Source organism: Glaesserella parasuis (assembly GCF_002015085.1).
Classification (GTDB): Bacteria; Pseudomonadota; Gammaproteobacteria; order Enterobacterales; family Pasteurellaceae; genus Glaesserella; species Glaesserella parasuis.
In genome coordinates this window covers 28,090-41,882 of record NZ_MUXW01000041.1, presented here as the reverse complement: position 1 = coordinate 41,882, position 13,793 = coordinate 28,090, and the positions used below count along the sequence as shown (strand labels likewise).

Below are 13,793 nucleotides of genomic sequence, written 5' to 3'. Positions count from 1 at the left end.
GATATACACAGAGGAACCAACAATGTACTCAAAAGATGTAACAATCACTTGCCCGAATGGCTTACATACACGCCCCGCGGCTGAATTTGTAAAAGCAGCAAAAGGCTTCGCTTCAGATATTACTGTCACATCTAATGGTAAAAGTGCCAGTGCAAAAAGTTTATTTAAACTTCAGACCCTAGGTCTTGCGCAAGGAACTATCATCACTCTTTCTGCTGAAGGCGAAGACGAACAGAAAGCTGTAGATTTCTTGGTAGATTTAATCCCTACTTTAGAATAGTTGTCCTTTTGATATTGATGACTTTACCATTTTATTTAATGGTAAAGTCTTTCGTGCTATTTAGCATCTACTAAATTCTAGCCGAGGATTAATTTATGATCACAGGTATTGCCGCTTCCCCAGGTATTGTATTTGGTAAAGCCTTAGTTCTGAAAGAAGAACCTATTGTTCTTAACACACATAAAATTACACCCACTCAAATTGAAGCTGAAAAAAGTAAATTTTTTACTGGACGTGAAAAAGCAGCAGCACAACTTACAGCAATTAAAGAAAAAGCAAGACGCACGTTAGGCGAAGAAAAAGAAGCAATCTTTGAAGGTCATTTAATGATCTTGGAAGATGAAGAATTAGAAGAAGAAATTCTAGGCTACATCGAAGACAATCTTGTAACTGCCGATGTTGCCGCAAGTAAAATCATTGATATGCAGGCTTCAATGCTTGCGGAAATTGATGATGAATATCTAAAAGAGCGCGCTGGTGATATTCGTGATATTGGTAACCGCTTGATCCGTAACATTTTAGGTATGAACATTGTTGATTTTGGTGATATCCAAGAGGAAGCTATCCTTGTTGCTTACGATCTCACTCCATCTGAAACTGCACAATTAAACTTAGATAAAGTGCTTGGCTTTGTTACTGATATTGGCGGTCGCACATCTCATACTTCTATTATGGCTCGTTCGTTAGAGCTTCCCGCTGTTGTAGGTACAAACAATATTACTTCATTAGTCAATACAGGTGACATTTTAATTCTTGATGCCATTAACAATGAAGTTCACATCAATCCTTCGGCAGAACAGCTTGAAAAAGCCAAAGCATTACAAGCAAGAATTGCGGACGAAAAAGCTGAACTGGCTAAATTAAAAGATTTACCAGCCGAAACCTTAGACGGACATCGCATTGAAGTTGTTGGAAACATTGGTACTATCCGTGATGTTGATGGCGTGTTGCGTAACGGTGGCGAAGGAGTTGGTTTATACCGTACCGAATTTTTATTTATGGATCGTAACCAGTTACCTGGTGAAGAAGAACAGTTCCAAGCCTATAAAGAAATTGTTGAAGCAATGAATGGTAAGCTCGTAGTGCTTCGTACAATGGACATCGGCGGTGATAAAGAGCTACCATACTTAGAATTACCAAAAGAGATGAACCCATTCTTGGGCTGGCGCGCAGTTCGTATTGGCTTAGTACGTCGTGAAATTTTAGATACTCAATTGCGTGCTGTATTAAGAGCTTCTGCATTTGGTAAACTTGCGGTGATGTTCCCGATGATTATTTCTGTGGAAGAGATCCGTGAATTAAAAGGCATTATTGCAGAACTTAAAGCACAGCTTCACTTGGAAGGTAAAGCCTTTGACAAAAATCTTCAAATTGGCGTAATGGTCGAAACGCCATCAGCTGCAGTAAATGCTCGTCACCTTGCAAAAGAAGTAGATTTCTTCAGTATCGGTACTAACGATTTAACACAATATACCCTAGCGGTAGATCGTGGTAATGAAATTATCGCTCACCTATACAACCCATTAACCCCATCTGTCTTGAACTTAATCAAACAAGTGATTGATGCTTCACACGCAGAAGGTAAATGGACTGGTATGTGTGGTGAGCTAGCAGGTGATGTGCGCGCAACTGCGCTATTACTTGGTATGGGCTTAGATGAGTTTAGTATGAGTGCAATTTCAGTGCCTCACGTTAAAAAATTAGCGCGTAACATTAACTATGCTGATGCCAAAGCTCTTGCAGATAAAGCACTTGCACAACCAACAGCAGCAGATATTGAACGTTTAGTTGATGAGTTTTACCAAAACCTTAACTAAAATTGAATACAAACACAAAATTCTCGTATAAAATATGCGAGAATTTTGTTCATTTAATAATGGAGATTAAATTATGGGATTTTTTGACAAACTATTCGGCGGCAAAAAAGAAGCTGTTGCGAAGGAAGTGAAAATCTATGCACCGCTTTCAGGTGAAATTGTAAATATTAAAGATGTTCCAGATGTTGTGTTTTCGGAAAAGATCGTAGGTGATGGCATTGCTATTCGTCCTACTGGTGATACGATTGTTGCTCCAGTAAACGGCACAATTGGTAAAATCTTTGAAACTAATCACGCATTCTCTATTGAGTCAGAAGATGGTGTTGAGCTTTTTGTTCACTTCGGTATTGATACCGTCGAGTTAAAAGGCGAAGGTTTCACACGTCTTGCAGAAGAAAATCAAGAGGTTAAAGTTGGTGATCCTATCATCAAATTTGATCTTGAATTACTTCAATCCAAAGCAAAATCAGTATTAACACCTGTTGTAATTTCAAATATGGATGAAGTAACAAATCTTCAAAAATTGTCTGGAGAAGTTGTGGCAGGTGAAAGTACTGTTTTAGTTTTAACAAAATAGTTACACTACTTGAATAAAAACCACGAGTTTTTGTCGTGGTTTTCTTTTTTATAGCGATGATATATACAAACATGTAAAATAAGGTACACCCTATTCCAAAGGATAAACAACTCTACTTTTATTTTTTACTTACTGATTTATCTATTATTTGAAAATGGCAAAATTACATATTACCACTTGGGGTTGCCAAATGAACGAGTATGACTCGTCAAAAATGGCAGACCTTTTAAATAGCACACACGGTTTAGAATTAACCGAAAATCCTGAAGATGCAGATATATTACTGCTTAACACCTGTTCTATCCGTGAAAAAGCACAAGAAAAAGTGTTCTCTCAACTTGGTCGCTGGAAAAACTGGAAAAAAGATAAACCTGATTTAATTATCGGTGTGGGTGGTTGCGTAGCTTCACAAGAAGGTGAACATATTCGTGAACGTGCCCCTTTCGTCGATATTGTTTTCGGACCGCAAACTTTACATCGTCTGCCTGAAATGATTAACCAAATTCGTGGCGGAAAAAGTTCAGTAGTAGATATTAGCTTCCCTGAAATTGAGAAATTTGACCGCTTGCCTGAACCTCGTGCAGAAGGTCCAACTGCATTTGTGTCGATTATGGAAGGTTGCAATAAATATTGTTCATTCTGTGTTGTGCCTTATACCCGTGGTGAAGAAGTTAGCCGTCCTGTTGATGATGTGCTATTTGAAATTGCTCAACTGGCTGAACAAGGCGTGCGTGAAGTAAATTTGCTTGGTCAAAATGTGAATGCTTATCGTGGTGAAACCTTTGACGGTGGTATCTGTTCTTTTGCGGAATTACTACGTTTAGTTGCTTCGATTGATGGCATTGACCGTGTTCGTTATACTACAAGTCACCCTATTGAATTTACGGACGACATCATTGAGGTATATAAAGATACCCCTGAGCTAGTGAGCTTCTTACACTTACCTATCCAAAGTGGTTCAGACCGTGTCTTAACGATGATGAAACGTAACCATACGGCGTTAGAGTATAAAGCCATTATCCGTAAATTGCGTGAGGCTCGCCCTGATATTCAAATCAGCTCTGACTTTATTGTTGGCTTCCCAGGTGAAACAGCTGAAGATTTTGAACAAACAATGAAAATCATTGAGCAAGTCAATTTCGATATGAGCTTCAGCTTTATCTATTCTGCTCGTCCAGGTACGCCAGCAGCGGATCTGCCTGATGATGTGACAGAAGATGAGAAAAAAGAGCGTTTATACCGCTTACAACAACGTATCAACAACCAAGCAATGCAATTTAGTCGTGCAATGTTAGGCACAGAACAACGTATTTTAGTTGAAGGCCCATCTAAGAAAGACATTATGGAATTAACAGGACGTACTGAAAGCAACCGTATTGTCAATTTCCAAGGTACACCTAATATGATCGGCAAATTTGTGGATGTTAAAATTACTGATGTTTATACCAACTCATTGCGTGGTGAAGTGGTGAGAACCGAAGATCAGATGGGTTTACGTGTTATTGAATCCGCTCAAAGTGTAATTAATCGTACTCGCAAAGAAGATGATCTTGGGGTTGGGAAATTTGTGGTGAATTTGTAAGCACTCTATATTAGTAATGAGAGGAGAATTACTCTCCTCTACATTGGCCTCCTAGTGTATCTAAACTGACTACTCTTCCCCAAGTAACTTCAACTCACGTCCACGTACTTGTTTTTTGAGCATTTCGACAAACTCTTCTACTTTGTAAGTACCTAAATCCGCACCTCTGCGAGTACGCACAGACACTTTGCCTTCAGCGATTTCTTTATCACCGCAAACAAGCATATAAGGTACACGGCGTAAGGTATGTTCACGCACTTTAAAGCCCACTTTTTCGTTGCGTAAATCTGCTTTCACACGCAAGCCAGCGTCAGAAAGTTGTTTTACCACTTGTTGAACGTATTCTGCTTGGCTGTCGGTAATGTTCATAACGACTGCTTGAACCGGTGCTAACCATGCTGGGAAGAAACCTGCATATTCTTCGGTGATAATGCCGATGAAACGCTCGATTGAGCCTAAGATCGCACGGTGGATCATTACTGGTGTTTTACGGTCATTATCTTCTGCCACATAAGATGCACTTAAACGCTCTGGTAAGAAGAAGTCTAACTGGATCGTACCGCATTGCCATTCACGATCTAAACAGTCACGCAAGGCAAACTCAATTTTCGGGCCGTAGAATGCACCTTCGCCTTCTTGAATTTCGTAAGCTAAACCGTTAGCCGTTAATGCCGCTGCTAAGTCTGCTTCCGCTTTGTTCCACATTTCATCTGTACCGATACTGTTTGCTGGGCGAGTTGAAAGCTTCACTTGAATATTTTCAAAACCGAAAGTGCTGTAAATGTCATACACCATTTTAATGCACGATGTGACTTCGCTTTCTACTTGCTCTGGCATACAGAAAATATGGGCATCATCTTGGGTAAAGCCACGCACACGCATTAAACCGTGTAATGAACCAGACGGCTCGTTACGGTGGCAAGAACCAAATTCTGCCATACGCAACGGTAAATCGCGGTATGATTTTAAACCTTGATTGAAGATCTGAATGTGACCTGGGCAGTTCATCGGTTTGATCGCATATTCACGGTTTTCCGATTGAGTGGTGAACATTAAATCACCGTAGTTTTGCCAGTGACCTGTTTTTTCCCATAACACACGATCCATCATAAATGGACCTTTCACTTCTTGGTAATCGTACTGTTTTAATTTGGTACGCACGAAGGTTTCAAGCTCACGGAAAATCGTCCAGCCGTCATTGTGCCAGAACACCATACCTGGTGCTTCTTCTTGCATATGATATAAATCTAACGCTTTACCGATTTTACGGTGGTCACGTTTTGCCGCTTCTTCTAAACGGTGTAAATAGTCGGCAAGTTGTTTTTTATCTGCCCACGCCGTACCGTAAATACGTTGCAACATTTTATTCTTGCTGTCGCCACGCCAGTATGCGCCAGCCACTTTTTGTAATTTGAAGTGATGGCAGAAACGCATATTCGGAACGTGCGGACCACGGCACATATCAATATATTCTTCGTGATGATAAAGTGCTGGGCGGTCATCTTTACTGATATTTTCGTCCAAAATCGCCATTTTGTACGACTCGCCACGGCTTTCAAAGGTATCTCTCGCTTCCTGCCAGCTCACACGTTTTTTCACTACATCGTAATTGGTTTTCGCCAGTTCCAACATACGCGCTTCAAGTGCATCAAGATCTTCCTGCGTTAAAGAGCGGTCTAAATCAATGTCATAATAGAAACCGTTGTCGATTGTCGGACCAATCGCCATTTTCACATTCGGGAAAAGTTGCTTGATTGCGTGACCCAGTAAGTGTGCCGTTGAGTGACGGATAATCTCTAAACCGTCTTCATCTTTTGCGGTAATAATTTCAAGGGTGGCATCTTCGCTGATAATGTCAGAAGCATCACGGCGTTCACCGTTTACACGCCCTGCGATTGTTGCTTTCGCAAGACCTGCACCGATACTTTGAGCCACTTCCATCACAGAAACTGGGTTGTCGAATTGGCGTTGTGAGCCATCAGGTAAAGTAATAATTGGCATTGTTAATCCTTATACAGTGGTAACCCATACGAAAGGTTACTTGTTGGTTTATGTTATTCCCGTAGAGACACACTGCGTGTGTCTGCTAAATATCATCAATACAAAATAGAACGGACACACGCAGTGTGTCCCTACGTGTAAATCATTGAAATTCGTAAATTTTTCAAAACAAAAGACCGCTTGCAAGCGGTCAGTTTTTCAAAATTTTTTGCAAGTTGCTTTACTCGCCCTAACAATCGGGCGGACGAAAAAGCCAGCGAATTTTAACACAAATCTAAATTTCTTTCAGTATTTTGATTGCTATTTTCTGGGTATTTCAATAACTGCCAAGCTGGACAAGAAAGTGCAGTTGCTAACTTTTCAATATTTGAAAGCGAAACGTTCCAGCGGCAACGTTCAACCGCTGAAACATAAGTTCTATCTAACTCACACTCATTCGCTAATCGTTCCTGTGACCAACCTTTTTGCACACGCAACGTTTGAATGTTGTAAGCCAAAATTTCCCTGAGATTTTCTCGATCAGGTAATTTTGCTGGGGCTTTAGGCTTTGCTGACATAGCCTAAAGCATGAACAAATGACTAATTTACATCTACGGAGTTTGCTTCACTATTTAATTTTGTTTATACTACAAATTGTATATCAATGGCATTGGAGGAGATGTAAAAATGTTAGATACACTTTTTAATTCATTTTCGACAAAATGGCTATTTGAAGATAATCACGTCTTTGCTTTCAATTGTGAAAGCCACTCTCATAAATTTATTGTCTATTATGATGGCAGTGGATTTTCAATTAAACCTAACCCAGACTCAAAAGAACTTTTAACTGAACGTTATGCTTATGGTGCAACGCTTTCGGTTGAATTTTTAGTTGAAGATCAGACTTTGTCCTTTCCGTTCTCTGCCGTATTTAAAAATGATTTTTTACACATTATTGATGGAGAAGTGTTGTTTCATTTTGAGTCCATTTTAAAACAATATGGGTTAGTCAAAGTTTCAGTTGAAAGTATTTTTATCGGTTCTTATAACAATAAAAATTACCCTTTCCAAACCTTTAAATAGCTTTAAAGGATTAAACTTAGCCTACTCTTGCAAAAAATCCCTAAAATCTTACCGCTTTCATTTCAAAAATCCCCATTTTTACGCTATTCTATACCGCAATTTTTCGACAAATTTGAGGAATAAAGATGATGCAACAACAATACAATCCAAGTGCGATTGAGCCTAGAGTACAGCAGTACTGGGCAGAAAATAAAGTATTCAAAGCAATTAAAGACGAAAGCAAACCGAAATATTACTGTTTATCTATGTTCCCATACCCGTCAGGTCGTCTGCATATGGGACACGTTCGTAACTATACGATCGGCGATGTGGTTTCCCGTTATCAACGTATGAACGGCAAAAACGTGTTACAACCAATGGGTTGGGACGCATTCGGCTTGCCTGCAGAAGGGGCAGCGGTAAAAAATAAAACTGCACCAGCAAAATGGACTTATGAAAATATTGAATATATGAAAAATCAGCTCAAGGCCTTAGGTTTTGGCTTTGACTGGGATCGTGAAGTGACCACTTGCCGTCCTGAATATTATAAATGGGAGCAATGGTTCTTCACTGAATTGTACAAAAAAGGCTTAGTATATAAGAAAACATCGACAGTAAACTGGTGTCCGAATGATGAAACGGTGTTAGCAAATGAGCAAGTCCACGAAGGCTGTTGCTGGCGTTGTGATACCCCTGTGGAACAAAAAGAAATTCCGCAATGGTTTATTAAAATTACTGACTATGCGGAGCAATTGTTAAATGACTTAGATCGTCTTCCGTTATGGCCAGATCAAGTGAAAACAATGCAACGCAACTGGATCGGTCGTTCTGAAGGGGTTGAAATTACTTTTAAAGTGAAAGGCACTGATCAAACCTTGCCTGTTTATACTACTCGTCCAGATACTTTCTTTGGTGTGAGCTATGTGGCAGTGGCGGCGGCTCACCCATTAGCAACCCTGGCAGCAGAAAACAATCCTGCATTAGCTGCCTTTATTCAAGAAGCGAAAAACACCAAAATGGCGGAAGCGGATATTGCCACAATGGAGAAAAAAGGAATGGCAACAGGGTTGTTTGCTATTCACCCCTTAACAGGCGAAGAAGTTCCTGTCTGGGTCGCTAACTTTGTGTTGATGCACTACGGCACTGGGGCTGTAATGGCAGTACCTGCTCACGATGAGCGTGATTTTGAATTTGCACAAAAATACAATTTACCAATTAAACAGGTGATCGCACCGCTTGATGGTTCTGAATGGGATTTCAGCAAAGCGGCAATGACTGAACACGGTAAATTGATTAACTCTGCGGAATTTGATGGGTTAGATTTTGATGGCGCTTTCAAAGGCATTGCGGATAAATTAGAAGGAATGGGGATCGGTAAACGTCAAGTTAATTACCGCTTGCGTGACTGGGGCGTTTCTCGCCAACGTTACTGGGGGGCGCCAATTCCAATGCTTACCCTTGAAAATGGCGAAACTGTGACTGTACCAATGCAAGATTTACCTGTGGTGTTACCTGAAGATGTGGTGATGGACGGCGTGAAAAGCCCGATCAAAGCAGATCCAGAATGGGCGAAAACCACTTATAACGGTCAGCCAGCGTTAAGAGAGACAGATACTTTCGATACCTTTATGGAGTCTTCTTGGTATTATGCACGTTATGCGTCGCCACAATATCAACAAGGTATGTTAGACAAAGAAGAAGCAAACTACTGGCTACCTGTGGATCAATATATCGGCGGTATCGAACACGCAACAATGCACTTGCTCTACTTCCGCTTCTTCCACAAATTATTGCGTGATGCCGGTTTCGTGACTAGCGATGAACCGACAGAAAAATTACTCTGTCAAGGTATGGTGTTAGCGGACGCTTATTACTACACCAGCCCAACCAATGAACGTATTTGGGTGTCGCCAACAGAAGTGACAGTTGAACGTGATGAAAAAGGGCGTATTTTGAAAGCCTTTGACAAAGAAGGGCGTGCGTTGGTACACAGCGGTATGACCAAAATGTCGAAATCGAAAAACAACGGTATCGACCCACAAGAAATGGTGGAAAAATATGGTGCGGATACGGTGCGTCTATTTATGATGTTTGCTTCCCCTGCGGAAATGACATTAGAATGGCAAGAGTCTGGTGTAGAAGGAGCGAAACGTTTCTTAGGTCGTCTTTGGAACTTGGCTTATGAGTATGCACAATCGCCAGCCACTGTTGCATTAGATCCTACGGCATTAAGCAAAGAGCAAAAAGATTTACGCCGTGATGTACATAAAACCATTACGAAAGTGAGTGATGACATCGGTCGCCGTCAAACCTTTAATACCGCAATTGCGGCAATTATGGAATTGATGAATAAGCTCACCAAAGCACCGCTTGTTAATGATCAAGATAAAGCGGTAATGGCAGAAGCGTTAAATGCGGTGATCCGTATGCTCTACCCAATCACCCCGCATATCTGCTTTGAACTATGGCAAGCCTTAGGCAATGAGGGTTCAATTGACTTTGCACCTTGGGTTGTGGCAGATGAAAAAGCAATGGTAGAAGATGAAAAACTGGTTGTGGTGCAAGTAAATGGTAAAGTGCGTGGTAAAATTACTGTATCTGCAACCGCAACGGAAGATGAAGTCAAAGCGATTGCGAAAGCCGATGAAAATGTGGCGAAATATCTTGAAGGCGTAGAAATCGTGAAAGAGATCTATGTACCGTTTAAGATGTTGAGTTTTGCGGTGAAAGCATAATAGTAGGGTGGGTTTTAACCCACCATCTAATCTACATCGTATATGGTGGGTCAAGACCCACCCTACAAAATAGGAATATGGTATGTTAAAAAAACTCTCTCTCATTTGTGTGCTATTTTTAACCGCTTGCGGTTGGCATTTTAAAAACAATGAACAGTTCCCTGAAGAATTGCGTACGCTGAGTTTTGAAAGTGCGGACCAATACAGCGATATGTCACGCATTTTGCGTAACAAAATGTTACTCAGTAACATTCAAATCGTACCGAAATCTACTAACGTTGCGAATTTACGTTTAAATGCAACAGAAAGTGAATCTCGTGTTGCATCAGTCTTTAAACAAGCGCGTGAAGCTGAAAAAATCCTTAGCTTAACCGTAAAAGCAACGGTAACAATACCAAATAAAGGGATATATCCGATTGAAACTAGCGTTCATCGTACATTCTTCGATGACTCTCGTGCCGCTTTAGCGAAATCAGAAGAGCAAGAAAGTATTCAGCGTCAAATGTATGAACAAGCCTCTCGCCAACTTCTTATTAAAGTCGCAGGATTACAAAAAGAGTTAGCAAATACGAAATAAGATGATGCAACGTATTTTCCCAGAAGGATTAGAACCTGCCCTCAATAAAGGCTTACAGCCGTTTTATTTATTGACAGGGCAGGATCTTTTATTGGTTGGTGAAGCAAAAGACTGTATTGTGCAAACGGCTCGTTTACAGGATTTTGATGAAAAGCAAGAGTTTACCATTGCCAATGATACCCAATGGGATATGTTGTTTGACCTCGTTCAATCAAATGGGCTTTTTTTTAATCGCCAAATTCTAATTCTTAACCTGCCTGAAAACCTAACTGTAACACAGCAAAAACAGCTATCTGAACTACTGGCTTTTTCTCACACGGATTTACTTTTTGTTCTGCACCAACCAAAACTAACCAAAGCAATGGAAAAACAGAGCTGGTTTGTACAACTAAATAATGCCGTAGTCGTAAACTGTCAAACACCAGATATTACAAAACTACCTATTTGGCTACAACATCGAGCTAAAACAATGCAGTTGCAGCTTGAGCCTGATGCTATTCAATTACTTTGTTATAGCTACGAAGGCAATCTACTGGCACTAAAACAAGCATTGCAGATGTTACAACTTCGTTTTGCTGAACAAAAGATTGGATTAAACCGAGCAAAAGAAGTGATCGAACAATCGGCACAATTCACCCCATTCCAATGGGTTGATGCCTTATTAGAAGGCAAAATTAACCGAGCATTAAGAGTGCTTCAACATCTGCAGAATGAAGAGATACAACCAGTGGTGTTGCTACGCATCGTACAAAAAGAGCTACTTTTATTACTTGAAATGACACGCTCACCACAGCCGATTATCAATAGTCACCGACCTCTGTATAGCGGTAATTTACGAGCCGAATTTGACCGCTTGAAAGTATGGCAAAACCGCCGTGGGTTTTATCAAGCTGCAGTACAACGTTTAACTTACCATAAACTCTATCAACTCATTCAATCCCTTGCCGAATTGGAAAAACAGGTAAAACAAGAATTTAGCGATGAGGCTTGGCAAGGCATTGAACGGTTTAGTTTGTTATTTCATTAGAAAATACCCTCACTTACCACCATATCATAGTCATCTGCAGACTGAATATCACTTTCAAGGACTTGATTTTCTTCATTGAGCCATTCGCCAAGATCAACTAAATGGCAGCGTTCGCTGCAAAATGGTCTATATTTATTGCCCAAAACCCAAGCCACTTCTTTGCCACAATTTGGACAGAATACGACGAGCATGATCTATTTCCCTTTTGTTTTACTTAGAGTCAAATAATATTCATTCAATTTTGCCACTTGATGAGTCAGATGGACTTCATTATCACCAAAAGGTAAATTATTTTCAATCACGTCGTTAGCATAGTTTAATCGTGTTTGACGATCAACCTGTGATAGCATAATACTCTTTATCATTTCAACATTGCTTTTATCTCGCTTCATAGCTCGTTCTAGCTGAATTTCAGGCAATACATCAACAACTAAAATACGATCACATAATGCCATTAGCTGGTTTTCAATCAATAATGGAACAACCCAAAGCACATAGGGAGATTGGCTTTCATTCAACTGCTTTAACATTTCTGTGTGAATAGCTGGATGAAGTAACTGATTTAACCACAGTCTCTCATATTCTGTCTGGAAAATCCGCTGTCGTAATGCTGTACGATTAAGCTCACCATTTTCAAACAAAATTTGTTTGCCAAAATGAGCTACTATTTGAGCGAGTAAAGGACTGCCTTTCTCAACGATATTTCGAGCAATAATATCTGCATCAATCACTGGCACACCAAGTGCAGCAAAAAGATTAGCAATAGTTGACTTACCACTTCCTATACCGCCAGTAAGAGCTACAATATAACTCATGATCCAAATCCTATCCAATACCTTTGAATAAACAGAGAGCCCTTAAAATTGCCCCCTTTTACTCAACATAATTAATATGTTGGGTATCATTTCATAAATACCTTTTGATACTCTTTCTCATCAAAACCAATCAACGCAGCATCATCAGCAATCACAATAGGGCGTTTAATTAAGGTTGGCTGTTCGTTTAACACCTTTAGTGCCAGCTCTTTGGTGAGATTATTTTTGATTTCATCATCAAGCCCACGCCAAGTGGCGCTACGTTTATTGACTAAGTTTTCCCAACCAAATTTCTCTGCCATTTCAGCCAGCCAAACAGGATCTAAGCCATCGACACGGTAGTCGTGAAGTTGTGGGTTTAAGTCGTTATCCGCAAGCCATTTGATCGCTTTTTTCACGGTATCACAGTTTTTAATGCCGTAGATTTTTGTCATTTTGTCTTCCTTTTTATTCACATTCATTCATCGCTTGCCACACTTTCAAGGCATCAGCGGTTTCTGCTACATCGTGAACTCGCACGATCTTCGCTCCATTTTGCACTGCGAGCAATGCCCCTGCGACACTGCCTGCTACACGTTGATCGACTGGTTTATTGATTACATTGCCGATCATCGACTTACGGGAAAGCCCAGCTAACACAGGATAGCCCGAAGCTACAAAGGCATTTAGATGTTTTAGCAGTTGATAATTATGTTGTACCGTTTTACCAAAACCAAAGCCGACATCTAAAATAATATGCTCTTTGGGAATGCCTGCCATTGTGCAAGCAAAAATGCGTTGGTTGAGAAAATCTGCGACTTCTTCCACCACATCATTATATTCAGGATTTTGTTGCATATTTTGCGGTGTGCCTTGCATATGCATTAAACAAACAGGCAAACCTAATTCTACGGCAGTTTCTAAGGCATTCGGCTCTTGTAACGCACGAATATCATTGAGAATATCCGCTCCAACTTGTGCGGATTGACGAAATACTTCCGCCTTTGAGCTATCTACCGAAATCAAACAATCAAACCGCTTGCGAACCGCTTCAACCAACGGCACAACCCGTTCCAACTCTTGCTCAAGGGTAACAATTTCTGCATTCGGACGGGTGGACTCACCACCAATATCAATAATATCCGCCCCGTCATTGAGCATTTTCTCCACTTGAAACAGGGCTTTATCAAGGGTAAAAAATTTGCCCGAATCGGAGAACGAATCAGGGGTAAAATTCAAAATCCCCATAATTTTCGGGGAGGTGAGATCTAACAAGCGGTCAGATCCTTGATAATTTGGGTAATATATTTGCATTGTCCTTAATTCTACCTATCGACAATATTATATAAAGAAGACACATAT

At 40.4% G+C, this 13,793-nt stretch carries 14 protein-coding genes; 8 read left to right on the top strand and 6 right to left on the bottom strand.

Annotated elements, in window-relative coordinates; translation table 11 throughout:
- Positions 1-22: 22 nt before the first annotated feature.
- The 4 genes from ptsH to miaB all read left to right on the top strand — a co-directional run bounded on the left by ptsH (position 23) and on the right by miaB (position 4,256).
- Positions 23-280 carry a phosphocarrier protein Hpr gene (ptsH, locus tag B0183_RS09655; RefSeq protein ID WP_005714308.1) on the top strand — a complete coding sequence of 86 codons (258 nt, stop codon included), beginning with the start codon at positions 23-25 and terminating at the stop codon, positions 278-280.
- A gap of 95 nt (positions 281-375) precedes the next feature.
- Complete coding sequence (ptsI, locus tag B0183_RS09650) at positions 376-2,097, top strand: phosphoenolpyruvate-protein phosphotransferase PtsI (RefSeq protein WP_021119192.1); 1,722 nt, start codon at positions 376-378, stop codon at positions 2,095-2,097.
- A 73-nt stretch (positions 2,098-2,170) separates the two neighbouring features.
- Entirely contained in the window at positions 2,171-2,674 is a 504-nt protein-coding gene (gene crr / locus B0183_RS09645; RefSeq protein ID WP_078208724.1) for a PTS glucose transporter subunit IIA, read from the top strand.
- Between the two features lie 154 nt (positions 2,675-2,828).
- Positions 2,829-4,256 carry a tRNA (N6-isopentenyl adenosine(37)-C2)-methylthiotransferase MiaB gene (gene miaB, locus B0183_RS09640; protein ID WP_021109763.1) on the top strand — a complete coding sequence of 476 codons (1,428 nt, stop codon included), beginning with the start codon at positions 2,829-2,831 and terminating at the stop codon, positions 4,254-4,256.
- A gap of 69 nt (positions 4,257-4,325) precedes the next feature.
- On the opposite strand, the gene thrS is transcribed toward miaB, so the two are convergent.
- Positions 4,326-6,257 (bottom strand): threonine--tRNA ligase, encoded by a 1,932-nt coding sequence (gene thrS, locus B0183_RS09635; RefSeq protein ID WP_078208723.1) that lies wholly within the window; start codon positions 6,255-6,257, stop codon positions 4,326-4,328.
- A 263-nt stretch (positions 6,258-6,520) separates the two neighbouring features.
- Complete coding sequence (locus tag B0183_RS09630) at positions 6,521-6,814, bottom strand: helix-turn-helix domain-containing protein (protein ID WP_010786358.1); 294 nt, start codon at positions 6,812-6,814, stop codon at positions 6,521-6,523.
- Between the two features lie 109 nt (positions 6,815-6,923).
- On the opposite strand from B0183_RS09630, the gene B0183_RS09625 reads away from it, so the two are divergent.
- From B0183_RS09625 to holA, 4 genes are all read left to right on the top strand, one after another.
- Positions 6,924-7,319, top strand: a complete 396-nt coding sequence (locus B0183_RS09625) for a hypothetical protein (protein WP_078208722.1) — start codon at positions 6,924-6,926, stop codon at positions 7,317-7,319.
- Between the two features lie 128 nt (positions 7,320-7,447).
- The gene (gene leuS, locus B0183_RS09620) at positions 7,448-10,033 is read left to right on the top strand and encodes a leucine--tRNA ligase (RefSeq protein ID WP_078208730.1); all 2,586 of its coding nucleotides are present in this window, start codon (positions 7,448-7,450) and stop codon (positions 10,031-10,033) included.
- Between the two features lie 82 nt (positions 10,034-10,115).
- Positions 10,116-10,610, top strand: a complete 495-nt coding sequence (locus B0183_RS09615; RefSeq protein ID WP_021112632.1) for an LPS-assembly lipoprotein LptE — start codon at positions 10,116-10,118, stop codon at positions 10,608-10,610.
- A 4-nt stretch (positions 10,611-10,614) separates the two neighbouring features.
- On the top strand, positions 10,615-11,637 hold the full coding sequence (gene holA, locus B0183_RS09610) for a DNA polymerase III subunit delta (protein WP_021110207.1): 1,023 nt from the start codon (positions 10,615-10,617) through the stop codon (positions 11,635-11,637).
- Here the strand turns inward: holA and B0183_RS09605 are convergent.
- The 4 genes from B0183_RS09605 to folP all read right to left on the bottom strand — a co-directional run bounded on the left by B0183_RS09605 (position 11,634) and on the right by folP (position 13,745).
- The gene (locus B0183_RS09605) at positions 11,634-11,828 is read right to left on the bottom strand and encodes a DNA gyrase inhibitor YacG (protein ID WP_005712971.1); all 195 of its coding nucleotides are present in this window, start codon (positions 11,826-11,828) and stop codon (positions 11,634-11,636) included. The genes holA and B0183_RS09605 overlap by 4 nt on opposite strands.
- A 3-nt stretch (positions 11,829-11,831) precedes the next feature.
- Positions 11,832-12,452, bottom strand: a complete 621-nt coding sequence (coaE, locus tag B0183_RS09600) for a dephospho-CoA kinase (protein WP_010786354.1) — start codon at positions 12,450-12,452, stop codon at positions 11,832-11,834.
- 86 nt (positions 12,453-12,538) lie between these two features.
- Positions 12,539-12,886, bottom strand: coding sequence for an ArsC family reductase (locus B0183_RS09595; RefSeq protein WP_078208721.1), 348 nt, complete (start codon positions 12,884-12,886; stop codon positions 12,539-12,541).
- A gap of 13 nt (positions 12,887-12,899) precedes the next feature.
- Positions 12,900-13,745: a dihydropteroate synthase gene (gene folP / locus B0183_RS09590; RefSeq protein WP_075604945.1), complete on the bottom strand. Its 846-nt coding sequence runs from the start codon at positions 13,743-13,745 to the stop codon at positions 12,900-12,902.
- Between the last annotated feature and the right edge of the window lie 48 nt (positions 13,746-13,793).

Bases quoted from the DNA above. Each gene is read 5' to 3' on its own strand.
- B0183_RS09615 (WP_021112632.1), top strand. From the start codon at position 10,116: ATGTTAAAAAAACTCTCTCTCATTTGTGTGCTATTTTTAACCGCTTGC.
- coaE (WP_010786354.1), bottom strand. From the start codon at position 12,452: ATGAGTTATATTGTAGCTCTTACTGGCGGTATAGGAAGTGGTAAGTCA.
- B0183_RS09595 (WP_078208721.1), bottom strand. From the start codon at position 12,886: ATGACAAAAATCTACGGCATTAAAAACTGTGATACCGTGAAAAAAGCG.
- crr (WP_078208724.1), top strand. From the start codon at position 2,171: ATGGGATTTTTTGACAAACTATTCGGCGGCAAAAAAGAAGCTGTTGCG.
- B0183_RS09625 (WP_078208722.1), top strand. From the start codon at position 6,924: ATGTTAGATACACTTTTTAATTCATTTTCGACAAAATGGCTATTTGAA.
- folP (WP_075604945.1), bottom strand. From the start codon at position 13,745: ATGCAAATATATTACCCAAATTATCAAGGATCTGACCGCTTGTTAGAT.
- thrS (WP_078208723.1), bottom strand. From the start codon at position 6,257: ATGCCAATTATTACTTTACCTGATGGCTCACAACGCCAATTCGACAAC.
- B0183_RS09605 (WP_005712971.1), bottom strand. From the start codon at position 11,828: ATGCTCGTCGTATTCTGTCCAAATTGTGGCAAAGAAGTGGCTTGGGTT.
- miaB (WP_021109763.1), top strand. From the start codon at position 2,829: ATGGCAAAATTACATATTACCACTTGGGGTTGCCAAATGAACGAGTAT.
- ptsH (WP_005714308.1), top strand. From the start codon at position 23: ATGTACTCAAAAGATGTAACAATCACTTGCCCGAATGGCTTACATACA.
- ptsI (WP_021119192.1), top strand. From the start codon at position 376: ATGATCACAGGTATTGCCGCTTCCCCAGGTATTGTATTTGGTAAAGCC.
- holA (WP_021110207.1), top strand. From the start codon at position 10,615: ATGCAACGTATTTTCCCAGAAGGATTAGAACCTGCCCTCAATAAAGGC.
- B0183_RS09630 (WP_010786358.1), bottom strand. From the start codon at position 6,814: ATGTCAGCAAAGCCTAAAGCCCCAGCAAAATTACCTGATCGAGAAAAT.
- leuS (WP_078208730.1), top strand. From the start codon at position 7,448: ATGCAACAACAATACAATCCAAGTGCGATTGAGCCTAGAGTACAGCAG.